This is a genomic window from Pseudarthrobacter sp. 902506025 (assembly GCF_040702325.1).
GTDB lineage: Bacteria > Actinomycetota > Actinomycetes > Actinomycetales > Micrococcaceae > Arthrobacter.
This window is the reverse complement of sequence record NZ_JBFBKW010000010.1, coordinates 135,433-162,328: the sequence shown is the minus strand read 5'-3', so window position 1 is coordinate 162,328 and position 26,896 is coordinate 135,433. Positions and strand designations below refer to the sequence as shown.

General features: G+C 65.4%; 27 protein-coding genes and 1 pseudogene. 11 read left to right on the top strand and 17 right to left on the bottom strand.

The genetic code is table 11. The features are described 5' to 3' along the window. Positions 1-125 precede the first annotated feature (125 nt). Positions 126-542, top strand: coding sequence for a hypothetical protein (locus AB0280_RS17270; protein ID WP_366368042.1), 417 nt, complete (start codon positions 126-128; stop codon positions 540-542). 22 nt (positions 543-564) lie between these two features. On the opposite strand, the gene AB0280_RS17265 is transcribed toward AB0280_RS17270, so the two are convergent. Genes AB0280_RS17265 through AB0280_RS17255 form a run of 3 tightly spaced genes read right to left on the bottom strand, consistent with a single transcriptional unit; the run spans position 565 to position 4,519 of the window. Next, positions 565-1,161, bottom strand: coding sequence for a TMEM175 family protein (locus AB0280_RS17265; protein ID WP_366368040.1), 597 nt, complete (start codon positions 1,159-1,161; stop codon positions 565-567). A 38-nt stretch (positions 1,162-1,199) separates the two neighbouring features. Further along, positions 1,200-3,836 carry a PEP/pyruvate-binding domain-containing protein gene (locus tag AB0280_RS17260; protein WP_366368038.1) on the bottom strand — a complete coding sequence of 879 codons (2,637 nt, stop codon included), beginning with the start codon at positions 3,834-3,836 and terminating at the stop codon, positions 1,200-1,202. After that, a complete protein-coding gene (locus AB0280_RS17255; RefSeq protein WP_366368036.1) occupies positions 3,833-4,519 on the bottom strand; it encodes a DUF998 domain-containing protein in 687 nt (228 codons plus the stop codon). Before AB0280_RS17255 ends, AB0280_RS17260 begins: the two co-directional genes overlap by 4 nt. Before the next feature lie 285 nt (positions 4,520-4,804). Here AB0280_RS17255 and AB0280_RS17250 point away from each other — a divergent pair, with 285 nt between their 5' ends. Continuing rightward, positions 4,805-5,125, top strand: coding sequence for a GYD domain-containing protein (locus AB0280_RS17250; protein ID WP_275181582.1), 321 nt, complete (start codon positions 4,805-4,807; stop codon positions 5,123-5,125). Between the two features lie 446 nt (positions 5,126-5,571). Here AB0280_RS17250 and AB0280_RS17245 read toward each other — a convergent pair whose 3' ends face one another. From AB0280_RS17245 to pxpA, 6 genes are all read right to left on the bottom strand, one after another. Further along, entirely contained in the window at positions 5,572-5,889 is a 318-nt protein-coding gene (locus AB0280_RS17245) for a hypothetical protein (RefSeq protein WP_307488701.1), read from the bottom strand. A gap of 172 nt (positions 5,890-6,061) precedes the next feature. Further along, complete coding sequence (locus AB0280_RS17240; protein WP_366368035.1) at positions 6,062-7,048, bottom strand: biotin-dependent carboxyltransferase family protein; 987 nt, start codon at positions 7,046-7,048, stop codon at positions 6,062-6,064. Beyond that, complete coding sequence (locus AB0280_RS17235) at positions 7,038-7,943, bottom strand: 5-oxoprolinase subunit B family protein (RefSeq protein WP_366368033.1); 906 nt, start codon at positions 7,941-7,943, stop codon at positions 7,038-7,040. Before AB0280_RS17235 ends, AB0280_RS17240 begins: the two co-directional genes overlap by 11 nt. Beyond that, positions 7,940-9,289, bottom strand: a complete 1,350-nt coding sequence (locus AB0280_RS17230) for an acetyl-CoA carboxylase biotin carboxylase subunit (RefSeq protein WP_366368031.1) — start codon at positions 9,287-9,289, stop codon at positions 7,940-7,942. The genes AB0280_RS17235 and AB0280_RS17230 overlap by 4 nt, the downstream gene beginning before the upstream one ends. Before the next feature lie 9 nt (positions 9,290-9,298). Then, positions 9,299-9,538, bottom strand: a complete 240-nt coding sequence (locus tag AB0280_RS17225; RefSeq protein WP_018770516.1) for an acetyl-CoA carboxylase — start codon at positions 9,536-9,538, stop codon at positions 9,299-9,301. Between the two features lie 13 nt (positions 9,539-9,551). Continuing rightward, positions 9,552-10,316 (bottom strand): 5-oxoprolinase subunit PxpA, encoded by a 765-nt coding sequence (gene pxpA / locus AB0280_RS17220; RefSeq protein ID WP_366368029.1) that lies wholly within the window; start codon positions 10,314-10,316, stop codon positions 9,552-9,554. 99 nt (positions 10,317-10,415) lie between these two features. Here pxpA and AB0280_RS17215 point away from each other — a divergent pair, with 99 nt between their 5' ends. Beyond that, positions 10,416-11,861 carry a PucR family transcriptional regulator gene (locus tag AB0280_RS17215; RefSeq protein WP_366368027.1) on the top strand — a complete coding sequence of 482 codons (1,446 nt, stop codon included), beginning with the start codon at positions 10,416-10,418 and terminating at the stop codon, positions 11,859-11,861. Here the strand turns inward: AB0280_RS17215 and AB0280_RS17210 are convergent. Then, positions 11,858-12,913: a LacI family DNA-binding transcriptional regulator gene (locus AB0280_RS17210; protein ID WP_324644412.1), complete on the bottom strand. Its 1,056-nt coding sequence runs from the start codon at positions 12,911-12,913 to the stop codon at positions 11,858-11,860. The two genes, AB0280_RS17215 and AB0280_RS17210, sit on opposite strands and share 4 nt — an antisense overlap. Positions 12,914-13,180: 267 nt before the next feature. Between AB0280_RS17210 and AB0280_RS17205 the strand changes: the two genes are divergently transcribed. From AB0280_RS17205 to AB0280_RS17175, 7 genes are read left to right on the top strand one after another with little or no spacing between them, the layout of a single operon-like run. Further along, positions 13,181-14,200: an asparaginase gene (locus AB0280_RS17205; protein ID WP_366368025.1), complete on the top strand. Its 1,020-nt coding sequence runs from the start codon at positions 13,181-13,183 to the stop codon at positions 14,198-14,200. Positions 14,201-14,244: 44 nt separating this feature from the next. Continuing rightward, positions 14,245-15,135, top strand: coding sequence for a polysaccharide deacetylase family protein (locus tag AB0280_RS17200; protein ID WP_255174695.1), 891 nt, complete (start codon positions 14,245-14,247; stop codon positions 15,133-15,135). Further along, complete coding sequence (locus tag AB0280_RS17195) at positions 15,132-16,523, top strand: MFS transporter (RefSeq protein ID WP_366368023.1); 1,392 nt, start codon at positions 15,132-15,134, stop codon at positions 16,521-16,523. Before AB0280_RS17200 ends, AB0280_RS17195 begins: the two co-directional genes overlap by 4 nt. Then, positions 16,510-17,277: an SDR family NAD(P)-dependent oxidoreductase gene (locus AB0280_RS17190; RefSeq protein WP_366368022.1), complete on the top strand. Its 768-nt coding sequence runs from the start codon at positions 16,510-16,512 to the stop codon at positions 17,275-17,277. Before AB0280_RS17195 ends, AB0280_RS17190 begins: the two co-directional genes overlap by 14 nt. Positions 17,278-17,314: 37 nt before the next feature. Further along, a complete protein-coding gene (locus AB0280_RS17185) occupies positions 17,315-18,055 on the top strand; it encodes an SDR family NAD(P)-dependent oxidoreductase (RefSeq protein ID WP_366368021.1) in 741 nt (246 codons plus the stop codon). 14 nt (positions 18,056-18,069) lie between these two features. Next, a complete protein-coding gene (locus AB0280_RS17180) occupies positions 18,070-18,435 on the top strand; it encodes a hypothetical protein (protein WP_366368019.1) in 366 nt (121 codons plus the stop codon). Continuing rightward, positions 18,428-19,528, top strand: coding sequence for an NADH:flavin oxidoreductase (locus AB0280_RS17175; protein WP_366368018.1), 1,101 nt, complete (start codon positions 18,428-18,430; stop codon positions 19,526-19,528). Before AB0280_RS17180 ends, AB0280_RS17175 begins: the two co-directional genes overlap by 8 nt. Before the next feature lie 136 nt (positions 19,529-19,664). Here AB0280_RS17175 and AB0280_RS17170 read toward each other — a convergent pair whose 3' ends face one another. The 5 genes from AB0280_RS17170 to AB0280_RS17150 form a co-directional block, all read right to left on the bottom strand. Further along, positions 19,665-20,339: an endonuclease/exonuclease/phosphatase family protein gene (locus AB0280_RS17170; protein ID WP_366368016.1), complete on the bottom strand. Its 675-nt coding sequence runs from the start codon at positions 20,337-20,339 to the stop codon at positions 19,665-19,667. A 187-nt stretch (positions 20,340-20,526) separates the two neighbouring features. Next, on the bottom strand, positions 20,527-21,300 hold the full coding sequence (locus AB0280_RS17165) for an SDR family oxidoreductase (protein ID WP_366368014.1): 774 nt from the start codon (positions 21,298-21,300) through the stop codon (positions 20,527-20,529). A gap of 10 nt (positions 21,301-21,310) precedes the next feature. Then, complete coding sequence (locus AB0280_RS17160) at positions 21,311-21,988, bottom strand: hypothetical protein (protein ID WP_366368012.1); 678 nt, start codon at positions 21,986-21,988, stop codon at positions 21,311-21,313. A 75-nt stretch (positions 21,989-22,063) separates the two neighbouring features. Continuing rightward, complete coding sequence (locus tag AB0280_RS17155; protein ID WP_366368010.1) at positions 22,064-22,249, bottom strand: hypothetical protein; 186 nt, start codon at positions 22,247-22,249, stop codon at positions 22,064-22,066. 86 nt (positions 22,250-22,335) lie between these two features. Beyond that, positions 22,336-23,994 carry a thiamine pyrophosphate-binding protein gene (locus AB0280_RS17150; RefSeq protein WP_366368008.1) on the bottom strand — a complete coding sequence of 553 codons (1,659 nt, stop codon included), beginning with the start codon at positions 23,992-23,994 and terminating at the stop codon, positions 22,336-22,338. A gap of 285 nt (positions 23,995-24,279) precedes the next feature. Between AB0280_RS17150 and AB0280_RS17145 the strand changes: the two genes are divergently transcribed. Then, positions 24,280-25,197: an HNH endonuclease gene (locus AB0280_RS17145; RefSeq protein ID WP_366368006.1), complete on the top strand. Its 918-nt coding sequence runs from the start codon at positions 24,280-24,282 to the stop codon at positions 25,195-25,197. Positions 25,198-25,367: 170 nt separating this feature from the next. On the opposite strand, the pseudogene AB0280_RS17140 reads toward AB0280_RS17145, so the two are convergent. Continuing rightward, positions 25,368-25,577, bottom strand: a pseudogene (locus AB0280_RS17140) (Lrp/AsnC ligand binding domain-containing protein); the annotation flags it as partial. An 18-nt stretch (positions 25,578-25,595) separates the two neighbouring features. Continuing rightward, positions 25,596-26,600 carry a reverse transcriptase family protein gene (locus AB0280_RS17135; protein WP_366368089.1) on the bottom strand — a complete coding sequence of 335 codons (1,005 nt, stop codon included), beginning with the start codon at positions 26,598-26,600 and terminating at the stop codon, positions 25,596-25,598. Between the last annotated feature and the right edge of the window lie 296 nt (positions 26,601-26,896).

Genomic DNA, 26,896 nt, shown 5'->3' with positions numbered 1-26,896 from the left:
TAATGCCGCAAACAGGGTGGAAACTACCCTATGCCGCCTGGCATGGAGCAACATACGGTGGACCGCACATCGGCCGGCGCTTTTCCTTTGCATAGGGCTTGCCGTCATCCCGCAGGAGGTCAACCATGCGCATTAACCCCAGGATGTTCGCAGTTCCCGTCGCCGTGGTAACGCTGCTCGTGTCGGCCGGTGGGGCGTCAGCAGCTCCGCCCGAGGTCATTAAGGAAAATGACGTCACGGGCTTGGTGATCAACGGTTGCAACAGCGAAGAGGTCATCCTCCTCGACGGGATCTTCCGCACAGTCATTAAGACTTCTGCAGACGGCACCACGAAACAGTTGGCATTCATCCACTTGACCGGCACCGGAACTTCCGGGTCCAAGTACGTCGTCAACCAATCGTTGCAGGACAACTTCAACGGTACGACCTTCAGCGGGAGCACGTTCTCTGTTCTTGTCAGCCAAGGACCACAGCCCAACGAAACAGTGACTTTCAGTTGGGATGGAGACAACTTTTCGGCGGAGTCCGTTTGCCACGGCTAGATACCGGCCCTTCCCTGTGACTCTAGCCGGCGCTGCCCTGGTGGGCCGTCACCACAAAGTGTTCCACCCGGCGGTCCGGAACCAGCCAGATCAGCGCGACGACGGTGAATACCGCGACTCCCAGCAGCGGCTGAACGAAGGTGAGGGCGATGCCGGTGAGGTAGATTAGCGGCGAGGCCTTGCCCTTCCAGTCCTTGCCTACGGCCTGGGCCAGGGCCCCATCCTTGCCCTGCACCGCGATCAGCCGCCGCTCCAGGATGAAGTAGGCGATCGCGGCGCACAAAAGGTTGACGCCGTACAGCAGCACGGGAACCTGCAGGAAACCGGACTCGTCCATCCACCGGGTGGTGAACGGGAACAGGGACAGCCAAAACAGCAGGTGGAGGTTGGCCCAGAGGATGCCGCCGCTCACCCGGCTGGCGAGGTGGATCATGTGGTGGTGGTTGTTCCAGTAGATCCCCACATACACGAAGCTCAGGAGGTAGGTGAAGATCGTGGGCAGGATGGCGGCGACGCCTGCCCACGTGGGTTCCTCGGGCGTGTGCAGTTCCAGCACCATGATGGTGATGATGATCGCCAGTACGCCGTCGCTGAAAGCCTCAAGCCGGTTTTTATTCACCCGAACATCATGCACGCAAAGTCACGTGGACAGGGGCCTCACACGACGATGGTGACCGTGCCCGCGTCGCCGTCCACGCTCACCTTCTGTCTACCGGCCAGCCGCTGCGTCGCCACCCCCGTGCCCAGGACGGCCGGGATGCCGTACTCGCGGGCCACGATGGAGCTGTGGCTCAGCGGCCCGCCCACATCGGTGACCACAGCGGAGGCCATCGCGAACAACGGCGTCCAGGCCGGAGTGGTCATGCGTGCCACCAGCACTTCGCCGGGCTGCATCAGGCCGAAGTCCTCGGGACCGCGCAGCACGCGGGCAGGCGCAGTCACCCGCCCGGAACTCGCACCCGCGCCCTTGATCACGTCGCCGGACTGGCGCTGCGATCCCGCCGGCATCATCGAGCCGAAGGCCTTCTCCATCCACGCTTTTTGCGGCAGCATCTGCGGGGCTTCGGCCTTCGCCTGGCCGCGCCACAGCATCCTGCGTTCCTCGACGGCGGCGGCCCGGACCGGCCGCGACGCACCGGCCAGGGAAACATTGGCCTCCACGTCCGCCAGCCCAAACTCCACCGCACTCTGAAGTTCCTGGAAGCGCAGCCAGAATACGTCGTCGGGTGCGGCGATGACACCCGACAGCACCAGCCGCCGGCCGAGTTCCCGCAGTATCCGCCGCAGCAGCGGCCAGGCGAGTCCGACGTCGGCCAGGGCATCCTCACGCACCGGTGCCGTCTCCTGCGCCCACTTCAGCACCCGGAGGAACAGGGCCCGGCGCCGCGGGCCGAGGCGCGAGGCCACCTCACGGGTCAGTGCCTCCCGCCGCTCGGTCAGGAGCCGCTGCCGCTCATGCGGGTCGGTGCCCTGCCCGCGCAGGTAGAACTTCACGGTTTCCAGCTGCGCCGACGGGTTGTCCGCCGGCACCGGGGTGGCGAAGTCCAGGTTGTAGACCGCGTGCCCGTAGAGGTCCAGGTGTTCCTGGAAGGTGAACCGCCATTCCTGCCACAACACGTCCTTCACGCCCTCCGGCGCGGAACCTGTGCGCAGGCACTCGGCGAGTTCCGGCGTCGGCCGTTCAAGCAATGCCTTCACCAGGGAAGGATCGCTGCGCGCCCAGCCCGCGAGGTCGTACAGGGACTTTTCCGCCCGGATGGGCTCGCTGTCAAAGCCCAGCAGGAACTCCTGGGCCGCGGGATCGCCTTCACGCCGGACAGCCTTGTAGCAGGCCCGGAAGGAAAGTTCGCTCATGTCGGCCATCGGGATGATGGACTGCACAGCGGTGTAGTACACGGTTCCGGCGTCCAGGAGCGCCTGCACGCCGGCCAGCAGATCCTCTCCCGAAAGCTCCGTTGGTGGTTTCGCCGACCAGTCCTTGATGATGCGTTCGTAGCGCGGATGCGAGTAGTCGCGCCAGCCGGCGACGCCCATATGCGCCTTGCCGCCGAACAGTGCCCCCATGGCCGGCACCGTCCTCCCCGTCATCCGCAGCATGGGCCAGGTGCGGTAGTAGTAATAGGCGTAGCCGTTGACGGTGGGGAATCGGACGTCGCCCTCGCGGAGGGAGCCCGGCCCCAGCGCCTGGTTCATCAGGGCGGACAGCGAGCGGGACACCGAGCCGTCGACGAGGTCGGCGAAAAGCGGGGTGAGCGGCTCCGGCATCTGCTCCACGATGCTCGCCCGGAAGTAGAGGCCCTTGGGGTAGGGGACAGGCCATTCCGTGGGGACGTCCGCCGCGGGTTCGGGCAGCGCGGTGATGGGCCGGGACTGGAGCAGGAAGAACGTGCCGTCCGCCCTGGCCCACTCGATGTCCTGCGGGGCGCCGAAGTGGTCAGCGATCCGCTGTCCGTGGGCGGCGAGCTCGGACGCCGCGGCATCGTCCAGGACCGGCGCACGACGGCGGTCTTCCGCCACCTTTTCCTCAGCCGTCCCGTCCTCCGTCAGGACCGTCATGACCTCCTTGTCGGCTGTCTGCCGCGTGAGGACTGTGCCCGTGGGAGTGTCCACGGTCAGGTCATCTGTGGTGACCTGCCCGCTGACCACGGCCTCGCCCAGGCCCCACGCGGCGCTGATCACCGTCTGGTCGCGGCGGCCGTTCGCGGGGTTGGCCGTGAACATCACCCCGGCTGCCTCGGCCTCCACCATCTGCTGGATCACGACGGCGAGACGCACCTGGCCGGGCAGCACGCCTTCGCGGGCACGGTAGGCCATGGCGCGCGCCGTCCAGAGGGAGGCCCAGCAGTTGATGACGGCCTTGGCCAGGGCGTCCTGGCCGCGGATGTTGAGGTAGCTTTCCTGCTGCCCGGCGAAACTGGCGGAGGCGAGGTCCTCGGCCGTGGCGGAGGAGCGGACCGACACGGCGGTGTCCCCGCCGCCGAGGCGTGCATACGCTGACCCGAGTTCGGCCTGGATGGCGGCAGGCATGGAGCCTTTGCGGAACAGGGTCCGGATCAGCGCCGACGCATGCTCATACTCCTGCGGCGACGCATCAGGTGGCAGTGCGGCCAACTCCTGGATGGCCGCCCCGAGGTTGTTCCCGGCGGTGAAATCAGCGTACGCGGCGGTGGTGAGGACCACCCCCGGCGGGACCGGCAGCCCGGCCCGGATAAGGCCTCCCAGGCCCACGGCTTTGCCACCCGCCCCGGCGATGTCGCTCCGGTCCACGTCGCCCAGGTCCATGACGTAGGTCATGACGATGCCCCCTTACTGTCGATCGCCGTCGGCCGTTTCCAAAGCACTGCCGCCAGGACCGCAACCCATAGCAGGAACGCCCCGATGCTGATGCGCTCGCCGACGCCCAAGACGACGTTCGGTCCCGGGGCTGCCATGAACGCGACCATACCCATGAGGGCTGACAGTGCGAGCGAGACGATCGAGTAGGCGCGCATCCGGCCGTGGAATCCTGCCGCGACGAAGCACATCGCGGCGACCATGAGGGCCAGTTGCACGTTGGTGGCCACGATGTGCGCGGGGATGGACGAATCGTCGCCCAGGCGCAGCGGGAAGAGTGCGCCGATGATGTTCCAGAGCCCGTAGGCGGTGAGCAGCCCGGCGCCGATGCGCAGGGCCCGGTTCCCGCGGACCGAGTTCCAGGCGCCCACCCCGAACGCGGTGAACAGCACTGTGTAGAGCCACGTGAACGGGACCAGGACCGGGTAGCCGGGGGAGCCCACGGCGAACAGTTCGCTGACCATCTGTTCCGTGCGGCGGTAGCCGGCCCATTGGGAGGCCGCGATGCCGTCGGTGAACACCACATAAAGCAGTGATGACAGCGGTCCGGCGGCGAGGAGCGTGATGCGCAGGGCGTCGCTGCGGTGGCCGTCGAACGGCAGGGCCCGCCCGCGTCCGGGGAGCCGTCCTCCTGCAACTGACATGGTGGGATGTCCTCAGAGCCCGCGCTCCAGCAAGCGGCCCGGCGCAGGGCACGCGGGCGTTGGCCCCGACGCCTACCTGTTCCAGATTGTTCCCGGCCGCCGTGCCCCGCTAGGGCCGAACGGCCTTGGGGCTGCGGTAAGCGCCGGAGCCCTTTCCCCTACTCCTGTTATTGGGTATCCCGGGATATTGACTGCCGCTGTTCCGGGGGATACGTTCCGCCTTATCGGCGCCGGTCCCGCAAACCACGGAACGAGGCGCCGCGGGACAGGCCAGGAGGAGAGACCATGCCGAAGTATCTGTTTGAAGCCACATACGTGGGCCAGGGCATTAAAGGGCTTATGCAGGAAGGCGGAACCGCGCGGCGTGATGCCCTTGCGGAGGCGCTGAAATCCGTGGGCGGAACGCTGGAAAGCTTCTACTACGCCTTTGGTTACTACGACGTCCTGGGCGTTTTTGAGGCGCCGGACGACGCAAGTGCTGCCGCGCTGTCGCTGCTGATCAATTCGTCGGGGACCGTCAACGTCCGGCTGAAGCCGCTCCTCACTGTGGAGGACATAGACGCGGCCGCGAAGAAGACCCCGTCCTACCGGGCGCCGGGACAGTAGGGGAGTGTCGCGCCGTGGCCAGCGGGCCGCCGTCGGAAATTACGACGGCGGCCTGCCGCTGCCTGGGCGGGTTACTGCGGACACTGCCTGGCGGCGAGAAGCGCGAGATCGTAGATCAGCTGCTGGACTTCGCGCTCGCGGCCGCTGACTCTTGGGACCGGCGTCTGGGAGGGCGCGGTTCCTTTGCGCGGTGGTGCCGGAACGGGGCGGTGCGCTGCGGAATTACTTGGGCTGCCGGGTCCCGCGTTGCGGGCTCCGCCAGTGATATTGCCTTGAAATGCGTCCGTCGTGAGCAAGATATTTCCCCCTGGTCGAACCTGTGACCACCTTAGGAAGCGGCATTCGCATTCGGAAGGGCTTTTGTCCATTGAGGGGATTTATTGCCTCAATCTTGATCGAAACCTGTAGTAGGGGAGAGCTGCAGTCAGGAAAGCCATGTCCTGCTGTTACGCGTTGCCTGCACCTTGCCCGGTGTCCTCCCACAGGACATCCAGGTTGTGGAAGATCACGGGCCCGTCGCACAGCTCGGCCATCCGGGCAGCGAACTCGGACGTCTCCGGACGGCCGGAGTTCTCCATGGCCGAGTCAAAGGAATCGAAGTCCACGATCGTGAAGTAGTGCCCGGGATGGTCCCGGTCAGCGGTGGCCATGATGTGGCGGAAGGTGGGCGGAGTGGTTCCCTCGGTTCGGGAAGGGCGGCCCAGCTCTTCGATCTCCTTGATGCGGGAGGACGTGAATTCGATGATCTGCACAAACCCGGCCATGATGGCTCCTCGACGGCGGTGGACGCTGATGCGGACCACCGTAAACCCGGCGGCGACCTGGGCACAGGGGGAAAATTACCCTACTTCCCCCGCTGAAAGCGTGCAGCATGGCAGATCAATCAGCCGGAGACGAGGAGCGGCGGGGACCGGGCAGGGGACCCGCCGCTGCCCGTCAGCGGTTGGCGCCCAGTGCCGCCCAGGCCTTGTTCCGGCGGTCGGCAAGGTCCCTGCGGGCCGCCAGGGCATCAGCCAGGCTGACGGCGGCGAACCGGGTCGCCGTTCCGGGCGCAGCCCGGGCCACCAGGTCCATATCCGCGCTGATCACGGTGCCCACCATCGCGTAGCCGCCGCCGGAGACGGCATCCCGGTGCAGGATGATCGGCTGGGTGCCACCGGGAATCTGGATGGATCCCACGGCATACCCCGCATCCACGATGTTGGAAGGGTCCGAGCCGGCGCCGAACGGCTGTTCCCGCTCCTTCCATTTGACCCCCGGTCCGGAGTAGCGAAGACCCATCCGGTCAGCCACGGGCGTCACTTTCCACTCCTCGTTGAGGAGATTGCCCAGGCCTTCGTCGGTGAGGCGGTGGTCATACAACCCCAACACGATCCGGACTTCCTGCTCCTTGGCGAAAACAGGCCGGAATTCATCCGGGACGCTTTCGGCCTGGGGGAGTCTTCCGCCATTGAGGGGAGCGCCCACGGGGACCACGTCGCCCGCTTCAAGCTTGCGGCCCTTGAACCCGCCGATAGCACCCAGGCTGTACGTGGACCGGCTGCCCAGCACCTCCGGGACGTCGATGCCGCCTTGGACGGCGATGTAGTAGCGGGTGCCGCCCTGGATGACGCCGAAGGAAAGCTGGTCCCCGGCCTTCAGGACCAGGCGGCTCCACTGGGGCCGCGGCTCCCCGTTGACCTTCACCTCCACAGGAGCGCCGGTGACGGCGATGACGGCGTCGCTGTCGGTGGTCAGCACCGGGCCCAGGTAGGTGCACTCAAGGACCGCTTCGCGTGCCGTGTTTCCCACCAGGGCGTTTCCCAGCTCCGCGGAGTACTGGTCCATGGAGCCGCTTTGCGGGATGCCCACGTTGTAGTGGCCCGTGCGCCCCTGGTCCTGGACCGTGGTGGCCAGGCCGGGGTTTCCAATTTCAAATGCCATTGAGGGCCTCCATGAGTTCACGGTTGTAGCCTTCCGGGTCGGCCAGCGCCCTGGACAGCTCGAACGTTACCGGCGCTTGCCGGTAGCGGAAGGTGCCGGCGGAGATCTCCGCCTGGATGGCGTTGTATTCCGCTTCCGTGACCGGTTTGAATTTCACGATGTCCCCGGGGCGGAAGAACACCATGAAGTCCTTGAAGTCAGCCAGGGCCTGGTCGGGGTCGAAGATGGGGGCAGCGGCCACGCCGAACATCTGGTACCCGCCGGCACCCCGGACGGAATAGATGCAGCCGAAGCATCCGCCGTGCCCCACGGTCAGCTTGGGGGTGTCGGTCCGCGGGCTCAGGTATTTGGGGACCTCCAGCTGCTTGTCGCGGTCCACCAGCTGGAACAGGAACGGCAGCCCGGCCACGAAGCCCACCATGGACACCAGCCACGGCTGTTCGTGGTGCCGCTGGATGAACTCCGCCGCGTCCTCCAGGTGGTTGACCTTGGCCGCGTAGTCGATGTCGCTGCCTTCGGGCTCCTGGTGGAACCCTTCGCGGAACCGCTCTGCCACTTCTGCGGTGAACGGGTCCTCGTACCAGACCGGGACTTCAACGATCCGGGTCTCCAGTGCCCGTTCCTGGTGGGACGCCAGGTCCCGCTCGATGCCGCGCACAGCTGTTTCCAGTTGTTCCGGAGGCAGGACGTCGGGGTCGAAGCGCACCAGCAGGGATGCGTTGGCCGGGCAGATGTCCACGATTCCCGGAAGCCCGGCGTCGGATAGCCTGCCGGCGATGGACATGACCTTGAAGTTCGCGGGCAGGCTCATCGCTTCGGAGACTTCCACGAACAGGAATTCGTCCCCGCCCCAGGTGTAGCGCGCACCCGGGAGGACGGCGGCTTCGGTGGTCATTTTGCCCCCATGAGGTCGGCTGCGGTTTCAATGAACTTGGAGTGGTGGCTGACCTCGGCGAATTCAGGCCGCGCCAGCAGGGCCAGGTGGACGGGGACGGTGGTTTTGACCCCTTCAATGTGTGTTGCCTCCAGCGCCGCCACGGTTGCGGCAATGGCCGCATCCCGGTCCGGGGCGTGGACGGCCAGCTTGGCCAGGAGGGAGTCGTAGTACGGGCTCACCACCGAACCTGCCTCCACCCCGGTGTCCACCCGGATCCCCTCACCCGATGGCCAGTCCAGCGACCGGATGGTGCCCGGGCTGGGGAAGAAGTGGTGGCTGGGGTCTTCCGCGTTGATGCGGCATTCGATGGCGTGGCCGCTGAAGTGCACATCGTCCTGGGAAATGGACATGGATCCGGTGGAAGCAATCAGCAGCTGCTCGCGGACCAGGTCCACACCGGTGATCTGCTCGGTGATGGGGTGCTCCACCTGGATCCGGGTGTTCATTTCGATGAAGGCGGCCTCGTGGTTCACGGGGTCGTACAGGAACTCCACGGTGCCCGCGCCGTGGTAGCCGCACTGGCGGGCAAGGGCCACGGAGGATTGCCTGATGGTGGCGCGGACGGCGTCCGGAAGGTTGGGTGCGGGTGCTTCCTCCAGTACTTTCTGCGATCGGCGCTGCATGGAACAGTCGCGGTCGCCGAGGTGGATGAAGTTGGTCCCGTCGCCCAGGACCTGCACCTCCACGTGGCGGGCGTGCTCCACGAACCGTTCCAGGTAGACGGTGGGGTCGCCGAAGACGGCGGCGGCCTCGCCCCGGGCCATCTCGATGGTTTCCAGGAGCTCGCTTTCGTCGTGCACGAACCGGATGCCCCGGCCGCCGCCGCCGGCGGAAGCCTTCACCACCAGCGGGTAGCCGATGGCACGCGCAATGTCGACGGCGTCGGCTTCCGGATCCAGGGGACCATCAGACCCCTTAAGCACCGGGACGCCGGCCTTGGCTGCCGCTTCCCGGGCCAGAGATTTGTTGCCCATCATGGCGATGGTGTCCGCGTTCGGTCCCACCCAGGTGAGGCCTGCGTCCGCCACCTTCCGGGCGAAGCCGGCGTTCTCCGAGAGGAAACCGTAGCCCGGGTGCACGGCGTCGCACCCCTGCTCCAAGGCCGCGGCCACCAGGGCGTCCTGGTTCAGGTAGCTGGCGGTTGCCTGGGCCGGGCCCACCACCACGTAGTGGTCGGCTGTCCGGGCTGCCAGTGATTCCGCGTCGGGCTCGCTGACCCCCAGGACGGTTTCGATGCCCATGTCGCGGGCGGTCCGGGCGATCCGCACGGCGATCTCGCCGCGGTTTGCGATGAACAGTTTCATGGGCTGCCTTTATCCTTCCCGGATGACGACGATGGAGTCGCCCGGGTTGACCATGTCGCCTTCGTTGACTTCAAAGGATTCCAGGGTCCCGGCGACGTCGGACTGGATCTCGGTGAACTGCTTCATGATTTCCACGATGCCGATGGTCTGGCCGACTTCGATGGTGTCGCCTTCATTGGCGAACGGGGGTTTGCCCGGCCCGGGCTTGCGGTAGAAGACGCCGGGAAGGGGTGAAACGATCGTGGCCATGTGCTGCTCGCTTTCAGGAGTGGGTGGATCGGGATGAGTCGAGTGCCTTGCGCACGGCGGAGGCGACGGCGACGGCGTTGGGTGCATCCGAGTGGACGCAGATGCTCTGGAAGGCGATGTTCAGGGGAGTGCCGTCGACGGCGGGAACGGGCCCGCCTGCCATCGCCCGGCTGACGCGTTTCGCGGCGGCGTCCGGGTCGGTGGGTGCGGGGCGTCGCTGGATGAGGAGCTCGCCGCCGGGGCCGTAGTTGAGGTCCACGTAGAGCTCCGCGACGAAGTCCACGCCCATGGCGCGGCACACGGATTCATGGGCGGTCCCGGCCAGGCCATAGAACGGAACACCGAACTGTTTGGCGGTTCCGGCTGCCGCCTGCATGAGGTCTTCGTCTCCGGCGAGCATGCCGTAGAGCGCGCCGTGGGGTTTGATGTGGTTCAGGGACAGCCCGTTCTTCGCCAGGAAGGCGGTCAGTGCCCCGGTCTGGTACAGGATGATGGACTCGACCTCTTCCGGGGTGAGCACCATGCGGCGGCGGCCGAACCCCATGGGATCGGGGAGCCCGGGATGGGCGCCCACGGCCACGCCGTGTTCGGCGGCAAGGGCCACCGTCCGGTTCATGACGTCTGGGTCCCCGGCGTGGTAGCCGCAGGCCACGTTGGCGACGTCGATGATTTCCATGAGTGCGGCGTCGTTGCCGAACTCGTGCAGGCCGAAACCTTCACCCATGTCCGAATTCAGGAGCACCTGGGCAGGCGTGGTGTGCGTCACGTTTTTTTGCATGCAGGCAACGGTACCGAGGCTGGGGGTCAGCCGGAATTGGGCGGATCGCCGAATGTGGCCCCGCGGATTATGCTATTTGCACTAACAGGAGGGCTTGTCATGCGTGTTGCCGACCTTGTGGCGGATGCTGCGCTGAACATCCGCCTTGCCGTGCCGGGCAGTCCCGGACGCCTGGCCCGGCCTATCGCTTGGTGCGCGCCCACGGAGCACATGGACCCCACGCCGTTCCTCACCGTCAACGCGCTGCTGCTCACCAACGGGATGGGCCTGAACGTCAAGGACTACCGCATCTGGGATGCCTACGTGGAGCGCCTGATGTCTGTGCCTGTCTCGGGCCTGGTTTTCGGCCTCGGTGCCGCGCACCGTGAACTGCCGCCGGGACTGGTGAAAGCCTGCGAAGCACACGGTCTTCCTCTGCTTGAGCTGCCTCCGGAGGTGCCGTTCGTCCAGGTGATGCGGCACGTGGACCAGCTCATTGCCGCCGAACGCTATGCCGAACTGCGCGCCGGGTGGGATCTGGCGGATGAGTGCACGCGGCTGGCGGCTGGCGGCCATTCGCTGGCCCAGGTCCTGGAACGGGTGGCCACCACCATCCGGGCGCGGGTGGCGGTCCTTGACCACAATGGTTTTGAACTCATGTCCGCTGGAACGGCCGAGGGCGGCACGGCCCGGACCACGCTGAGCCTGCCCAGCGGCGGGATCCTCCGGTTCAGGCTGGCCATCGAAGGCATCAAGAGCAGCCTGGTGCTGCAGCCGCTGTTGGGGCCGGTGGCGGCGGTGATTGCCATGCAGCTGAGCTACACCTTAGGGTCCCGGTCGCCCCTGCATTCGCGGGAAGCTGCGCGGTTTATCGAGGCACTCTATGAGGCCCGGGGGACTCCGGCGCCGACCCTGCGGCGCTACGCCGCGGAGGCCGGGTTCGAGCCGGACGCGGAGTGGGGCGCCGTGCTGATCGGCGGTGCGGGGGATGTTGCGCCGGCCAAGCTGCGGACCATCGCCTGGCGGGTGCGGGTGGGCCTGCAGGCTGAATTCGGGACCGTGCGGTTCATGGAGGAGGCCGGCCTGACGACGGTGCTGGTGCAGCGCGGGGAAGCGGGGATGGAACTCATGGAAGCCGTCCAAAAGTCCTTCCAGGACGGGCCGGAACTGTCCGCCGTCGTCTCCGGGTGCGGGAACCTGGACGAACTGCCGCTGGTGCTCCAGTTGGCCCGCCGCCGTGTGGGCGAGCCGGGGCTCCATCAGGCGCCGGTCGCTGACCTGGCCGGCGTGGTGGAGGGCCTGCCCGGCGCCGGGCTGGTGGCCATGTCCCGGCGGCTCCTGGCCCCGTTGATGTCCGACGGCGGCACGGCCTTGCGTGAAACGCTTGAGGTCTACCTGCGGTACAGCGGGAATACCCGCGAGACTTGCAGGGAGCTCTTCATCCACCGCAACACCCTGACGTACAGGTTGCGCAAGATTGAGGAGCTTCTCCGGGTGGACCTGGACGACGGCGAAGTGCGGGCCACCTGCCTGCTGGCACTGCGGATCGTCGCCGCCGGAACCTAGTTGGCCGCCATTTCCGCGGGCGCCCTGGCGGCGCTGCTTTCGCGGACGAACAGGGTGGGTTCCAGCTGTACGGCTTCGGGCTTTTCCCCCCTGAGCACGGCCTGGATGAGCTGCACCGCCGTCCGTCCAATGTCCGCCATGGGGGAGTGGACCGAGGTCAGCGGAATGGGAAGCTCGGCGGCCAGGGAGGTGTCGTTGTAGCCCACCACGGCCACGTCCTGTCCTACGGCGAGGCCGCGGGAGCGCAGGGCTCCCATCGCGCCGATGGCGGCGAAATCGTTGACCGCGAAGATGGCGGTGGGGCGCGGCTTGCCGCTGGCGAGGATCTTTTCCCCGGCCTCCCGGCCGCCGGCTGTGTCGAATTTGGACCACACCACGTCGTCGTCGGAAATGGTGCCGCCCAGGGAGCGCCAGCGGTCCAGGAAGCCGGCGGTGCGGTCGACGGCGGTGCTTGCGTAGGGCTCGCCTGCGATCACTGCCACCTGCCGGTGGCCCATTTCCCAGAGGTGGCTGGCCACGAGTTCGCCGCCCACGACGTCGTCGCAGGTGGCGGACGGGTAGCCCGGCACCCTGCGGTTCATCAGCACGAACGGGACTTTCCGGTCGGTCAGTTCCTGCAGGAGGCCGCCGTCAAGGTGGGCATCGCCAATGATCAGGCCGTCCACCCGCCGGGCCAGCATGAGGTCGATCTTCCGCCGTTGTTCGTCGGGGTCATCGCGGGAGTTCATCACGAACGCGGAGTACCCCACCTCGGCTGAGGCTTCGTCGATGCCCTCGTACATGATGGCCAGGACCAGGTCCGAAAGGCGGGGGACGATGACGCCGAGCAGTTTGGTGCGGCGGGTGCGGAGGCTGGCGGCCTGCGGATCGGGGGAGTAGCCCAGCTTGCGGGCCAGTTCACGGACGCGTTCGGCGGTGGCGGCCGAGGCCGCTCCCTTGGCCACGTCGGAACCGGAGTGCAGGACCCTGGAGACGGTGGACGGATGGACGCCCAGCTCCCGAGCCAAATCCTTCAGCGTGACTGTTCCGCCGCCGTCGGCCTTTTCTTTCATGTCCTTCTCCTGCCCACCGGGGCCACTGTAGCCCAGGTCCGCCCGCGCTGCCGGGAAGGGCGCCAAGGCAACCCTTGACGTGACCCGCTTCACATCCTATAGTCGTTCATCAGCGCTACCCAAACGTTTGGGTAGGTGCGCATCCCAGACCTTCCCCGGCGCCCCCACCCCCGGCGCCGCCCCTCATGCCCATCGCAAATGCCCGTTCTGCGGAAAGTTACCCAATCGATTGGGTTGCGGATTGCGCAGCAAACCACCGGAGCTGAAATGACTGTTACCGACTCCCACGTCGTGCTGCTGGCTACCGGGGGCACCATCTCGTCGCGTTCTTCCCAGGCCGGCGGCGCGGTCGCCTCCGATACCGGCGAGCAGGTGTTCAAAGCCCTCGGCCCGCGGGTGTCCCACCCTGTCCGGGTGCTGGACGTGTTCCAGAAGGGGTCCTACCTCCTGACCTTCGACGACATGCTGAGGATCTGCGCCACCGTCAAGGAAGTCCTCAAGGACCCCAGCGTCCTGGGCGTGGTGGTCACCCACGGCACGGACACCATGGAGGAGACCGCCTACCTCGCGGACCTGACGCACGCGGACGAGCGGCCGGTGGTGTTCACCGGCTCGCAGCGGGCAGCTGACTCCGACGCTCCCGACGGGCCGGACAACCTGGCCCGGGCCATCGCCGTCGCGGGTTCGGAAGTTGGACGGGGAAAGGGCGTCATGGTCCACTTTGCCGGCACCATTTACCCGGCCGCCGGCGTCCGGAAAAGCCAAACTCTTCGGTTGGATGCCTTTGCGAACCCCGATTTTGGGGTACTTGGCCAGGTATCAGCCCAGGGAGAAGTTGCCATGGCCGGCAGCGGCGGCAGGCTCGAGGCCCTGCCCCTGCCCCAGCCGGGCGGCGGCTCCCCAAGGGTGGACCTGGTTGCCGCCTATCCCGGCGCCGATTCCACCCTGATGCACGCCGCCCTTGAAGCAGGAGCGGAAGGCATCGTCCTGCAAGGAACCGGAAGCGGCAATGCAAATGCCAGCCTCTGCGCAGAGGTGGCCGCCGCCGTCGCGTCCGGCGCCGTGGTGGTGACCAGCACCCGCGTGGACGCGGGACCGGTGGTGCCCATCTACGGTGCCGGCGGCGGTGGCGAGGACCTGCGCGTTGCCGGTGCCATCAGCTCCGGCCACCTCCGGCCGTCACAGTCGCTGATCCTGCTCAGCCTCCTGCTCAGGATCAATCCTGACCGGGACCGGATCACCGAAATTTTCGCCCAACGAGGGAGGCCCCCTGAACCTTCCGCCTGACACCAAGAACACCCCGGTTTTGAACGAATTGAAAGGAAAATCTCATGGCTAAGGACATTCAAGTCGCCTTCGGCGTGGACGTAGACGCAGTGGCAGGCATGCTCGGCTCCTACGGAGGAGAGGACTCCCCGTGCGACATCAGCCGTGGCCTGTTCAGCGGTGAAGTCGGCGGACCCCGGCTGATCCGGTTGTTCCAGAAATACAATCTCCCGGCAACCTGGTTCGTGCCGGGGCACTCGATCGAAACCTTCCCCGAGCTGACCCAGATGATCGTGGATGCCGGGCACGAGATCGGCGTGCACGGATATTCGCACGAGAACCCCATCGCCATGACCCGGGAGCAGGAGACCGCCATCCTGGACCGCGCGATCGAACTGATCGAAAAGGTGTCCGGCCGCCGGCCCACCGGCTACGTTGCGCCGTGGTGGGAATTCTCGCCGGTCACCAACGAGATCCTCCTTGAGCGCGGCATCAAGTACGACCACTCCCTGATGCACCGCGACTTCGAGCCGTACTACGTCCGCGTAGGGGACTCCTGGAAGAAGATCGATTACACCAAGGACGCCCAGACCTGGATGGAGCCGTTGAAGCGCGGCCAGGAAACGGACCTGGTGGAAATCCCTGCCAACTGGTACCTCGATGACCTGCCTCCGATGATGTTCATCAAGGCATCCCCGAACTCGCACGGGTTCGTCAACCCCCGCGACATCGAAGAGATGTGGCGGGACCAGTTCGACTGGGTCTACCGCGAAATGGACCAGGCCGTCTTCACCATGACCATCCACCCGGACGTCTCCGGCCGCCCGCAGGTGCTCCTCATGCTCGAGCGCCTCATCGAACACATCAACTCCCATGAGGGCGTCACCTGGTGCACCTTCGACCAGATCGCCGACTCTTTCCTTTCCCGCAGCCCCCGTAAGGACAACAAGTCATGAGCATCCAAGAACCGGTTGTCGACCTGTCGCAGCCCCGCCCGGACGAGAAGCGCCGCTTCCCGGTCTTTTCCAAGCGCCACACCACCACCGCTACCGTCCTTGCCCTGCTGGCCTGGACCGTGGCCGTCTTCGACTACGGCCTGTTCGGCACCCTGCTGCCTGCCATGCAGCAGGAATTCGGCTGGTCTGCCCCCGAGGCCTACGCCATCAACACCTGGATCGCCGTCGGCACCGCCATCGTCTGCTTCGGCATCGGGCCCGTCATTGACCGCCTGGGCCGCCGCAAAGGCATGATGACCACCATTGGTGGGACCGCCGTCGTCTCCGGCCTCACGGCCCTGATCCCCACGGGGATCCCGTTCTTCAGCAACGCCATGCTGGTGGTGGTCCGTTCCTTCGGCGGCCTCGGATTCTCCGAGCAGGCCGTGAACGCCACTTACATGAACGAGGTCTACCAGGTCACCGAAGTCGCGGACAAGCGCAAGCGGCCCGGCTTCCACTACTCCTTCATCCAGGGTGGCTGGCCGCTCGGCTTCCTGCTGGCCAGCGCACTGGCCCTGGCCTTCCTGCCCTCCCTTGGTTGGCGTGCCCTGTACCTGATGGCCACCGTCCCGGCCGCCGTGATCGTCTGGGTCATCGCCCGGAAGCTCAAGGAAACGCCCCAGTTCGAACTGCACCACAAGCTGACCGAGCTCGAGAAGCACGGAAAGACCGAAGACGCGCACTCCCTGGCCCACGCGTACGGCGTCGAGCACTCTTCGGCAGCGCCGCTCAAGCGCATCTGGGAGCCGCACCTGCGCCGGAACACCATCGTGTTCTCCATCGCCTGGATTGTGAACTTCTTCGGCATCACCATCTTCAGCGTCCTGGGCAGCTCCGTGCTCAAGAACGCCAAGGGCGTGGAACTCTCCGATGCGTTCTGGATGCTGATCGTCATCAACCTGCTGGCCTACTTCGGCTACGTGTTCCACGGATGGCTGGGTGACAAGATCGGCCGGAAGCGGACCATCATCGGCGGCTGGATCCTCTCCGGCATTTCCTTCGCCATCATGCTCAGCCCGCTGGCCAGCGACCCGTTCACCATCATCCTGACCTACGGCGCCGGCCTGTTCTTCCTGGTGGGCCCGTACGCGGCCATCCAGTACTTCATGGCCGAGTGCTACCCGGTGAGCTGCCGGGCTACCGGAACCGCGTTCATCGGTGCCATGAGCCAGCCCGGAACCATCATCGGCGGTGCCATCTTCACCGCCATTGCCGCCGGTGCCGGCACCGGCAGCGCAGCCCTCTGGGTCGGTGCCTTGGGCACCCTGGTCTCCGGGCTCCTGATGATCGCCGCCAAGCCCCCTGCTGAAGCCCTGATGGAGGACCACCCCCATGACGTCGTCTAACAGAGTTGCCATCATCACCGGTGCCGCCAGCGGCATCGGCCGTGCCCTCGCCGTCCATTACGCCCGCCAGGGGGTGGTGTCCGTCATTGGCACCTTCCCGGGCGATCCCCACGATCCGGAGGAGACCCTCCGGCTGGTCAAGGAGGCCAACGGTGAGGCGGTGATCCACGAGGTGGACGTCCGCACCACCGCGTCCGTGGACGCCTTGGCGCAGCGGGCCGTGGATGAGTACGGCCGGCTGGACTACGCCATCGCCAACGCGGGCATCCTCCGCAACTCGCCGCTGGGGGAGATGACGGATGAGCGCTGGCACGACATGCTCAACGTGGACCTCACCGGCGTGCTGCGCACGCTGCGGGCCGGGGCGGAGAGAATGACCGACGGCGGCGCGCTGGTTGCGGTCTCGTCCATCGCCGGCGGCGTGTACGGGTGGGAGGAACACGCCCACTATGCCGCGGCCAAGGCAGGGGTGCTGGGCCTGGTCCGCAGCGTGGCCGTGGAACTGGGCCCGCGGCAGATCCGGGCCAACGCCGTGATCCCGGGCCTCATTGAGACGCCGCAGTCCCTGGACCCGGTGAATTCCCTGGGCCCTGAGGGGCTGCAGCGGGCCGGGAATGACATCCCCTGGGGCCGGGTGGGCAAGCCGGAGGAGGTGGCCAGCGTGATCGGGTTCCTCACCTCCGACGACTCCCGCTACATCACGGGGCAGGCGCTGGTGGTTGACGGCGGCCTCACCGTGAAGATGCGCGCCTGACGGCGCCCGACAGCCCGCCTGACAACGAAAGGACACCATGAACACATCGACTGCTGACCAAGCGTCCGGAAACGCCCAGGCCGGGAGCGGCCGCGGGGTGGTGGTCACCGGCGGTTCCAGCGGGATCGGCAAAGCCATTGCCGAGGCCTTCCTGGCCAACGGGGACCGGGTGGCGGTGCTGGACCGCGCCGGCGGGGACGGTGCCATCCGCGTGGACGTGGCTGATGAAGCCAGTGTGCGGGCGGCCTTCGCCGAGGCGCGGGAGAGGCTGGGCGGCATCGACGTCCTGGTCAACAGTGCGGGCCTGCTGACGGAGTCCCCGCTGGAGGACATGTCCTTGGCCATGTGGAACGAGACCCTCACGGTGGACCTGACCGGTGTGTTCCTGTGCTGCCGGGAGGTGGTGGGGGAGATGCGGCAGCGTAAGTGGGGCCGCATCATCAACATCGCCTCCCAGTTGGCCATCAAGGGCGGCGTGGGGCTGACGCATTACAGTGCCGCCAAAGCCGGCGTCGTGGGCCTGTCCAAGGCCCTGGCCCTGGAAACGGCCGCAGACAACGTGCTGGTCAACTGCATCGCCCCGGGCCCCATCGAGACGCCGCTGGTGGAGGGCATTTCGGAGAGTTGGAAGGCCGCGAAGCGCGCCGAGCTTCCGCTGGGAAGGTTCGGGACGCCGGAGGAAGTGGCGCCCGCCGCCGTGCTGCTGGCCAGCGACCCCGGTGGAAACCTGTTCGTCGGGCAGACGCTGGGGCCTAACTCCGGCGACGTGATGCCGTAAGGAAAGGGAACAACATGTGCGGTGCCTGCGGAAGGACCACCGCGGCGGACCCTGCCCTGGGGCCGGTGCGGACCATGCGGCAACACCTGATCGTGGCAGCCACGGTCAACGCCGTCTGCACCGGCCTCCCGGGCGCCCCGAAAGTGACCGCGCTTAAGGACGGTTGGCTGATGACCGGCGCGGCCGGCGCCTCCAGGCAATGCCAGACCGTCGAAGAACTGTGGTCCGCCGTGCTCGGGTGCTTCACGGACGCGTCGGTTCTGGACCGGTTGCGAAGGCGCCGCCAGGCGTACGCGGCGGATCCGGCCAACGCGGGCCTGCCTGCCCGGGCGGCCGGGCTGCTGCCGGACCCCGAACACAAGGAGATTTTGAATGACTGATTATTCCCCGCTCTGGTCACCCATCCGGATCGGTGCCACCGAGCTGGATAACAGGGTGGCGCTGGCTCCTATGACGCGGATCAGCGCCACCGAGGACGGGCATGCCACGGAGAGGATGGCGTCCTACTATCGGAACTTTGCGCGCGGCGGCTTTGGGCTGCTGATCACGGAAGGCATCTACCCGGACACCGCCCACAGCCAGGGCTACCACTTCCAGCCGGGTATCGCGACGGAGGGGCAGGCCAGGTCCTGGGCGAACGTGGTGGACGGCGTGCACCAGGCGGGCTCGAGGATCTTCGCGCAGCTGATGCACGCGGGGGCGCAGAGCCAGGGGAACCGGTATGTGACTTCCTCGGTGGGGCCATCGGCGGTGGCACCCAAGGGGGAGCAGCTGGGGTTCTACCGCGGCGAAGGCCCATATCCTGTTCCTTCCGCGATCACGTTGTCCCAAGTGAAAGAGATCCGGGACGGGTTCGTCACGGCAGCGCTGCGGGCGCAGCAGGCCGGGTTCGACGGCGTGGAGATCCATGGTGCCAACGGTTACCTTCTGGACCAGTTCCTCACGGACTACCTGAACCAGCGCGACGACCGCTACGGCGGGTCAGCGGAAAACAGGGTGCGGCTTGCCGCTGAAATCTGCCACGACGTCCGCGAGGCCGTTGGTCCGGATATGACGGTGGGGATCCGCATCTCCCAGTCCAAGGTCAGCGACACTGAGCACAAGTGGAGCGGGGGAGTGGCGGAAGCGGAGGTCATTTTCGGCACCCTGGGCGCCACGGGAATCGATTTTGTCCACACCACCGAATACCGCGCCGCCGAGCCGGCGTTCGCGGATGCGGAGGAGACCCTGGCTGCGCTGGCCAAGCGATACTCCGGGGTGCCGGTGATCGCCAACGGCAAGCTCGACGATCCGGATACGGCCGCTTCGATGCTGGCGGACGGCTCAGCGGACGTTGTCGCCCTGGGCAAGGGAGCCCTGGCCAACCGGAACTGGCCGCACCTTGTCCGCAACAACCTGGAATTCGGGGAGCTCGATCCTGCCGTCTTCGCTCCGCTGGCGGACGTCAAGGACTGGGAGTTGGAGGACAGGTAGGCCGAGAGCATGCCGCTGGGCTCGGTCCAATCGGGACGGGAAAGCAGGGGTTCCCTCCTGGCTATTGGACCGCCGTCGTAGACGTACGACGGCGGTCCAATAGCCTGAGTGCGTCATGTTGCCTGCACTCGGGCTGCTACGTCGGCGTGATGTCGAGGACTAGCGGCATGTGGTCGCTGTGAGTTAGCCAGTCTTCGTGGCTGCCGATAGTCAGCGATGCCGAGCAGGCTTCGCTTAGGAACGCATAGTCGATGTGATGGCCGAAGTGCAGCTTCTTCGTGTGGAAATACGTCTTTGTTGTTTCCGCGCCGTGGGCGTCACTGTTGGCCCGGTGATAGACGCTCTGCATACCGAGGCCGTGGAGTCGTTCTACCAGCATCGAATGGTTCCTGCCTGGATGCTCGCGGTCCCAAACAGTGTTGCTGTTGAAATCGCCGATAATAAGTGAGGGTGCAGACGTCAAGAATTCGGCGTGCCTGCTGACGACTTCGTGTGTTACCCGGACATACTTGAGCTCTTTATCCCGGACATGGGCCCACAGCCCGATGATGTTCAGACCGTCCACTGAGAACGGAATATGCCAAGGTAGGTGCGCGTCCGCCTCGTGAAGCATGTACGAACGGTTGGTGAAGCCGACGACACCGAGGCCCTTGTGGGGGTTTGAGCCGACCCACGCCTTGAACGGTGCTTCAGTTTCCATGATGTGTCTTTGGGAGGTCTCCGCCAAGATCGCGATATCGGGCTTCAGCGCTTCGACGAGGGGGCGTTTCTTTGCGAAGCCCATGGCGCAGTTCCAGGAAACAATTCGCATACTCGGTAGGCCTCAGATCTAAAGCCGCCTGCTTGAGGCGTCGAAACTAGTTGGTACATGGGTTTGGTAATGCTGGGTTAGATTGCGGGGCGGCAATTTGCTGGCCCGACATCCAGCAGAGGCGTAAGTCGCCGCGCGGCCATCGGCAGAAAGCCCCTAGTCGCAGGCTTGTTGAGTGCCCGAGGCATTAGGAGCGGGTTTCATCAGTGCTCGCGGCGGCATCGATGGGTTCGAGCCACTGCAGGAACGTTTGGCGTCCGACGACTGATCCCGGCGCCGGGATCAGGGAGCCGTGGCGCATGGCCTTGCCCATGGGGCCGGGCAGGGGCAGTGGGACGATCCGTTTCTTCTGCTGAGTTTTGGCCAGGTAGGCCGCGACCAGGCTTTTCAGCTGTTCGGCCCGCGGGCCGCCGAGATCCGGGATGCGGCCTTTCGGTCCGGCCTCGGCCGCATCCACCAGGGCCGCCGCCACCTCCTTGGCCGCCACCGGCTGGGTAGACATCATGGGCACGAATACCAGCGGGCCCACTGACGCGGCTTTGATGGACATCGGCACGAACTCGTGGAACTGGGTGGACCGGAGGACGGTCCAGGGGATCCCGCCGTGCCGGACTTCGTCCTCCTGCACCAGCTTCCCGGCGTACAGTCCTGAATTGGCCTTGTCGATGCCCACAATGGACAGCGCCACATGCTGTGTCACGCCGGCTTTCTTCGCGGCCGCCAGCAAATTCTGGGTGGCGTTGGTGAAGAAATCCACGGCTTTCTTGGTGGACATGGCCTGGATGCCGGAGACGTCGATAAGGGTTTCGACGCCCTGCAGTGCCTGGTCGAGGCCGCGCCCGGTGACCAGGTCCACCCCCTCCGCGCGGCTGATGCTGACCACCTCATGCCCGCGTTCCCTGGCGATGGCCACGACGTGGCGGCCCACTGTACCGGTTCCCCCGGCAACGGCAATCCTCATGGACGGAATCCTAGGCCGGTTCGCCGACAAACCGCTCTTCGCAGGGTAAATGCTTCTGCCAAAAGGCACTGAAACGAGGGAAGGGGGTTCGTCGTTCTCCGGCATTGAATTCCAAAGCGGTCGCGTGGACGACTTCTGGCGGGTCCCAATTCATGACTTCTCCTGCTGTTTTGTCTCGTAGCCATACATGCAGCCGGTCCAGAACTGGCTGGGTTGCCTGATCTACCGCGTCTTCCATGGCGAGAATCAGTGCAGCAAAGCGTTCGGCGATTGCCAGAGGCATCTGATTGATGAGGGAGATGGGAGCAACCTTAGTTGCCTGCCCGGCATCGTCCAGCAGGACAATCGGGAGGGGGAGGGCCAAGTTTGATTGCGAATGTGCGATAGTCGTGTTGCGGTACTGCCGAATAGCCTGGTGCAGCCACTTCATTGAAGGTGGCACGGCTGGTACTTCGGGCATCTCATCGAGGCGCGTGCGGACATTCGAATGGATAAAGGGTCGGATGTAAGCCGTTACCGCGTGTGATGTTAGCGGGAGCCATAGTTCCGAACTTTCACCGGCCGCGAGTGCACTGGCCAACGTATGGGAGGCTTCCGAGAGGTCGCTCGCGTGGCTGGTCAGTTCTACGAGCAGCCTTGTGTCGGGCATGTCCGGCAACAGCGCTAGGGGCGGCTGGGGGCTTGTCACTGAAGTTGTTGCTCCTGTCCTCAACTCTGGTGCAGGCATTTCGTGCCACTTGGCTCAAAGGACCAATATCGCGACTTAGTCACCTTTTCGTGGAACGTTAGCCCGGAGATCATCGGCCTGGATCTCATCAAGCACCCATCGCTCGTGCTTTCGGTGGTCGGAATACTTCTCGCGGAGGTAGTCGCGGACTACCTTCCCCGGGCGCTGTTCGTCTGTGTAGCCGAGTTCCCGGGCAAGTTCGGCAGGTTCATAAGTGGCCATAGCCTTGAGTGTAGGCCGGAGGCTGGCTACGTTGGGGCTATCTGCTGAGACTTCGGCGGCTAGAACTCGTTAAGGAACTATCAGGCTCACCCCGCCACTTCAGCTTTCGCCGCCCTCGTAGCGTTCATCCACTCGCTCAACCACGGCGCCCGGACAGCAGACGTGATCCGGCAGTCTGCTACGAAGGTTCCCTTGGCGCCGGCGTCGATCCAGTCCTGCAGCGCCGACAGGTCAGACAGGGACCGGACAACAGCAGACTCAGCCCCCAAAGCGCGGGCAACACCGCTGAAGTCCACCTCCGGGATCAGCATCGGCTTCTCGGTCAGGCCCTGCGAGCCGTACTGGTGGATCTCGGCACCGTAGGCGGCGTCGTTGTAGATCACCACGATCGCGCTGCGGGCGGCGCCGATCAGGGATTCGAGGTCGGACAGGCCCATCAGGAAGCCGCCGTCGCCGGACGCCAGCACCAGGGTCCGTCCGTCCTCCACGGCGCGGGCTGCCCCGACGGCGCTGGCCAATCCCAGCCCGATCGACTGGAATGCGGTCCCCACCATCACCAGGTCCTGCGGCCGCGGAATGTTCCAGTACATGGGTGCCCAGCCGATGAAGTGCCCGCCGTCCTGCACCACCGTGCGGCGCTCCGGCAGCACGGCGTCGAGCGTGGACGCGAGGGCGCGCGGGTCAAGACGCCCGTCCACAGTCTCAGACGATCCGGCAGGGTGCCCGGGCCCAACAGCCAGACGCCGAACAGCCTCCGTGCGCCATGCCCCGGCAGCAGCCTCGCCATTCAGCAAAGACAAAAGCCGTGAAGCAGCATCCTTCACATCCGCCTGAACAAACACATCTACGCGCGGATTCGTCGGCTCCACCGCGGTATCGATCTGGATGACCGTGGCATCCGGGCCGAGCAGGTGCCCGAACCGCATGGTGAACGGGCTCAGGCTCGCCCCGGCCACCAGGACCACGTCCGCCTCGCCCATGAGGCCGGCCGCGGTGTCGGTGCCGAAACCGCCAGCCACGCCCAGGTACCCCTCGCCATTGAGGAGGTTGAGCGCCAGGGCGGTTCCGGCGGTCAGTGCGCCGAGCCGGTCGGCGAGTTCGCGGAGTTCCGGGCCGGCACCGGCGAGGTGTGCACCCCGGCCGGCCAGGATCAGCGGCCGCCGTGCCCCGCCGAGAAGGCGCGCCACCCGCGCATGGTCCGTGTCGCCGTCGTCCGTCACCTCCAAAGCCACCGGCTCCGGAAGGTCCTCGTCCCCGGCCTCGACTGCGGCGAGGTCGTAGGGGATGGCCAGCACTACGGCGGTGCCCCGGGTGAGTGCGTACTCCACCGCCTGCCGGGTGACGGCGCCGGCGGCGTCGCGGGTGACGGTGAAGGTGGCCGCCCCGAGGCCGGCGGCGATGGCGGCCTGGTCCACGTCCTGCGGCCGGGCGCCGCTGGTGGGGGCGTCGCCGGTGACCAGCACGACGGGGATCTGCGCCTGAACGGCCTCGGCCAGGGCGGTGAGTGCGTTGGTGTAGCCGGGGCCGTAGGTGGTGGTGCCCGCGGCGAGCCGTCCCGAGGCGCGATAGTAGGCGTCGGCCGCGGCGACGGCGGCGCCCTCGTGCCGGACCGGGGTGAAGCGCAGGCCCTGCTGCTCCGCGGCATCCAGGAAGTAGACGTTGCCGTTACCCATGACGCCGAAGACGTCACTGACGTAGCTGCTGAGAACCTGTGCCACACGGCCGGAGACGGTAAGTGAAGTCATGCAGGAATCCTGTGACGCAGGCCTCAGGATCGGCAAGACATAGAATTTCAGCTGGGACTTTTGTCAGCAAGAGAGCGCTATGACTGACAATACGCCCAGCTGAGGCACGCATCACCAGGGCGACAGACACCTCGGCTTCCGAATGACGCTCGTTGGGGCGCTGGGAAACCGCCACGGATGCTGGCCGGCGCGGTGTCCATAATTGCGGGACGAACGGCTCGGCCTAGGTTTTCATAGAAGTGTAGTGACCTTCCACAGTCGACCACTGAAGCGTTACTCTGCAGAATGGCTGTTTGGATCATTGCCTCTGACTACGCCACCTACAGGAGCGATGATGCCTTCCGAGCTCTCGAAGAAGTGGACTGGAGCGAGACGCCTACGGCGCACATCGCTCCTGGCGACGTCGTTTACCTCTACATCACAAGACCGATCTCGGCGATCGGTGTCAAGTGCTACGTGAAGGTCGTCGGCCTTCCGGAACCGAAAATTGACGACAGGGAATTCTGGGTAGATGAGCAAAGGTTGCTCGAGCGTATCAAGGGCCGCACGTGGATGCGGCTCAAACGGGTGACTGTTTACAGCGATGAGCAGCGCGCTCAGCTGAAGGGGGCGGTGCTAGAGAGATATGGATTGCGTGGCGGGTATGTGCAAGGTCGACAGCATGCCACAGCTGAGCTGCTCGAGTACATCGAGTCGGTTGAGCAAGGAAGAATGATCGTCGGCGACGACGCTGTCGCCGAGACGGCCGACTTCGAGCCGGACCAGGTCGAACGCTTTAAAAAGCAAATAGCTCGAGACGATTATGCCGTGCCTGACCAGACCATCAAGGCGAAGACTCGCGGCAGTGCTCAACGGGCATTCGCCGAGACGGTCAAGGGCAATTACAACGGGCACTGCGCTGTCACAGGCATTTCGGCGCGTGAGTTCCTGGTCGCATCGCACATCGTGCCGTGGAGTGAGGGGCCAGAAATCAGGCTCGACCCGAGCAACGGAATCTGCTTGTCGACCCTAGTAGATCGCGCCTTCGATGCGGGCTTTCTACTGATCGGCACAGATTACGTTGTTCGCATCGACTGGATGAAGGTGGGTGATGACGAGGCGCTGCGGGACGCGTTGAAGCCCTTTGATGGCCGCACTTTGATGATGCCATCGTGCAACCCGCCACAGCCGGAGTACCTCCGGCGACGCCTTGAAACGAGTTGATCTCTGGTCCGATAGCGGTTGGCGCAAATGTTACTTACGGCGATATTCGTCGGCGGGTTGTTACCGCTAAATGGCCGGAAGCCCCGGCCGTAAAGATGAGGACCCTGGCCTCCTTCAAAGTCACGCCTTGCAGGCCCGTTCGGTTGAGTCGCTCTATCACTTCCGGATGGTTAGGCAGAGGGGCGGCCCTCCTGCTCCGACAGCCGGCTGATGAGGCCGGCGTATCGCGGCGGCATGAGTTCCATGACGGAGATGGCGGTGCTGGTCCGCTGGATGCCGTCGATCTCCAGGATCTGGTTGGTGATGGGGTAGAGGTCGGCGGTGCCGCGGGCCACTACCTTGGCCATGAGGTCCGCCTCGCCCGTGGTGGCGTGCACCTTAGCTGGAGGGACTCGGCTTCATGTGTCCTGAGCGACAGGATGTCCGTGTTGACCGAGCGCTGCCCGCCACCGAAGCATTCGCCGTGCTGTCCAATCGGGTTCTATGTCAACAGCGAATGCCAAGCAACCATCGACGTAGTTGATCATCGACAGGGCTGAATCGAAGCGCCGGGTCTTCGCGTGTGCGGCAGGACCGTAACGCTCCACGCAGCGAATGTGGTTGTCTAACTGATGTCGGAATTCGGGCAACAGTCTTACCGTCTCTGGGGTCAACATGAGCCCAAGGACAATCTGGCGGGCGCCAGGAGTAACAATGCGCGTCTTCCCCTTGTGGACATCGAACCCGGAAAGCGAGATTGCACGCTCGATCTGAGGTATGAGTTTCGAGACTGCGGTGCGGGACAGGCCCTCGTAGGAGGAGAATGTAAGGTCATCTGAGTATCTGGTGTACGTCAGCCCACCCTCGTCCGCAATAGAGGCCAGCGCTGTGTCAAGACGAAATGCAATAGTGTTTGCCAAGGCACCGCTGGTTGGGGCACCTTGTGGAAGCACGCCTCGGTAAGGCGCAGCGTAAGCCTCCAGGCCTCGACCAGAAAGCCAAGGCTTGGTTACGCCGGCAGGTGCTATGGGCTTTGTACAGAGCCTTGCCATCTCGAGTGCGAGCAGCGCGGGGTACCCGAGACGTCTAAGCACGCCGTAAACCCGGGACTCTTCAATGCTCCCGAAAAAGTTGTGAAGGTCCATCTTCAGTAACCAGCTCGCGCCCAGGTGTACTTCAGCGCAGTGCTTTATGGATCGGCCACGGCGATACGCGAAAGCCGCATCGTGGAACTGTAGACCGGTCAGAACGTTCGACAGCATCCAGCGCTGAACATGCATGAGGTTCGGGTTGGGTGCCGAAATTTCCCTGAAAGAGCCGTCCCGCTTTCGCCGCCGAATCGAGGAGTACTCGTTCGAGCGCCGTTCGACAATGGATCTGAGATACCCCCACTCGGTGCCGGTTTCCCGAGCTAGGTGACGCAAAGTGAGAAGCGGGAACGCGTTGTTTGACGCGATTGCCCGTTGGTAGGCTGCTGCCCGACGAAGCAAGGCGGCGTCGCGGCCAAGTGCGAGACCTTCAGCTATATAGCGATGAGGAGATGGCAAATTTGGGCCTACTCTGATGGGAGATCCCGGAGGGATCCACGGGCAGGAAGAGCCCGAAGGCGCACGCAGGGCGGCCTGTCCGTGCTTACACGCGTTGCGTGAGCTAGTCCGAATGCGCCGGCTATCCGGCGCACTGAGGTTCGAAAACAAACCACTTGAGCAACATGGCTCAA

Excerpts from the sequence above, each read along its gene's own strand:
- AB0280_RS17270 (WP_366368042.1), top strand. The coding sequence starts at position 126 with ATGCGCATTAACCCCAGGATGTTCGCAGTTCCCGTCGCCGTGGTAACG.
- AB0280_RS17260 (WP_366368038.1), bottom strand. The coding sequence starts at position 3,836 with ATGACCTACGTCATGGACCTGGGCGACGTGGACCGGAGCGACATCGCC.
- AB0280_RS17255 (WP_366368036.1), bottom strand. The coding sequence starts at position 4,519 with ATGTCAGTTGCAGGAGGACGGCTCCCCGGACGCGGGCGGGCCCTGCCG.
- AB0280_RS17250 (WP_275181582.1), top strand. The coding sequence starts at position 4,805 with ATGCCGAAGTATCTGTTTGAAGCCACATACGTGGGCCAGGGCATTAAA.
- AB0280_RS17245 (WP_307488701.1), bottom strand. The coding sequence starts at position 5,889 with ATGGCCGGGTTTGTGCAGATCATCGAATTCACGTCCTCCCGCATCAAG.
- AB0280_RS17240 (WP_366368035.1), bottom strand. The coding sequence starts at position 7,048 with ATGGCATTTGAAATTGGAAACCCCGGCCTGGCCACCACGGTCCAGGAC.
- AB0280_RS17235 (WP_366368033.1), bottom strand. The coding sequence starts at position 7,943 with ATGACCACCGAAGCCGCCGTCCTCCCGGGTGCGCGCTACACCTGGGGC.
- AB0280_RS17230 (WP_366368031.1), bottom strand. The coding sequence starts at position 9,289 with ATGAAACTGTTCATCGCAAACCGCGGCGAGATCGCCGTGCGGATCGCC.
- AB0280_RS17225 (WP_018770516.1), bottom strand. The coding sequence starts at position 9,538 with ATGGCCACGATCGTTTCACCCCTTCCCGGCGTCTTCTACCGCAAGCCC.
- pxpA (WP_366368029.1), bottom strand. The coding sequence starts at position 10,316 with ATGCAAAAAAACGTGACGCACACCACGCCTGCCCAGGTGCTCCTGAAT.
- AB0280_RS17215 (WP_366368027.1), top strand. The coding sequence starts at position 10,416 with ATGCGTGTTGCCGACCTTGTGGCGGATGCTGCGCTGAACATCCGCCTT.
- AB0280_RS17210 (WP_324644412.1), bottom strand. The coding sequence starts at position 12,913 with ATGAAAGAAAAGGCCGACGGCGGCGGAACAGTCACGCTGAAGGATTTG.
- AB0280_RS17205 (WP_366368025.1), top strand. The coding sequence starts at position 13,181 with ATGACTGTTACCGACTCCCACGTCGTGCTGCTGGCTACCGGGGGCACC.
- AB0280_RS17200 (WP_255174695.1), top strand. The coding sequence starts at position 14,245 with ATGGCTAAGGACATTCAAGTCGCCTTCGGCGTGGACGTAGACGCAGTG.
- AB0280_RS17195 (WP_366368023.1), top strand. The coding sequence starts at position 15,132 with ATGAGCATCCAAGAACCGGTTGTCGACCTGTCGCAGCCCCGCCCGGAC.
- AB0280_RS17190 (WP_366368022.1), top strand. The coding sequence starts at position 16,510 with ATGACGTCGTCTAACAGAGTTGCCATCATCACCGGTGCCGCCAGCGGC.
- AB0280_RS17185 (WP_366368021.1), top strand. The coding sequence starts at position 17,315 with ATGAACACATCGACTGCTGACCAAGCGTCCGGAAACGCCCAGGCCGGG.
- AB0280_RS17180 (WP_366368019.1), top strand. The coding sequence starts at position 18,070 with ATGTGCGGTGCCTGCGGAAGGACCACCGCGGCGGACCCTGCCCTGGGG.
- AB0280_RS17175 (WP_366368018.1), top strand. The coding sequence starts at position 18,428 with ATGACTGATTATTCCCCGCTCTGGTCACCCATCCGGATCGGTGCCACC.
- AB0280_RS17170 (WP_366368016.1), bottom strand. The coding sequence starts at position 20,339 with ATGCGAATTGTTTCCTGGAACTGCGCCATGGGCTTCGCAAAGAAACGC.
- AB0280_RS17165 (WP_366368014.1), bottom strand. The coding sequence starts at position 21,300 with ATGAGGATTGCCGTTGCCGGGGGAACCGGTACAGTGGGCCGCCACGTC.
- AB0280_RS17155 (WP_366368010.1), bottom strand. The coding sequence starts at position 22,249 with ATGGCCACTTATGAACCTGCCGAACTTGCCCGGGAACTCGGCTACACA.
- AB0280_RS17150 (WP_366368008.1), bottom strand. The coding sequence starts at position 23,994 with ATGACTTCACTTACCGTCTCCGGCCGTGTGGCACAGGTTCTCAGCAGC.
- AB0280_RS17145 (WP_366368006.1), top strand. The coding sequence starts at position 24,280 with ATGGCTGTTTGGATCATTGCCTCTGACTACGCCACCTACAGGAGCGAT.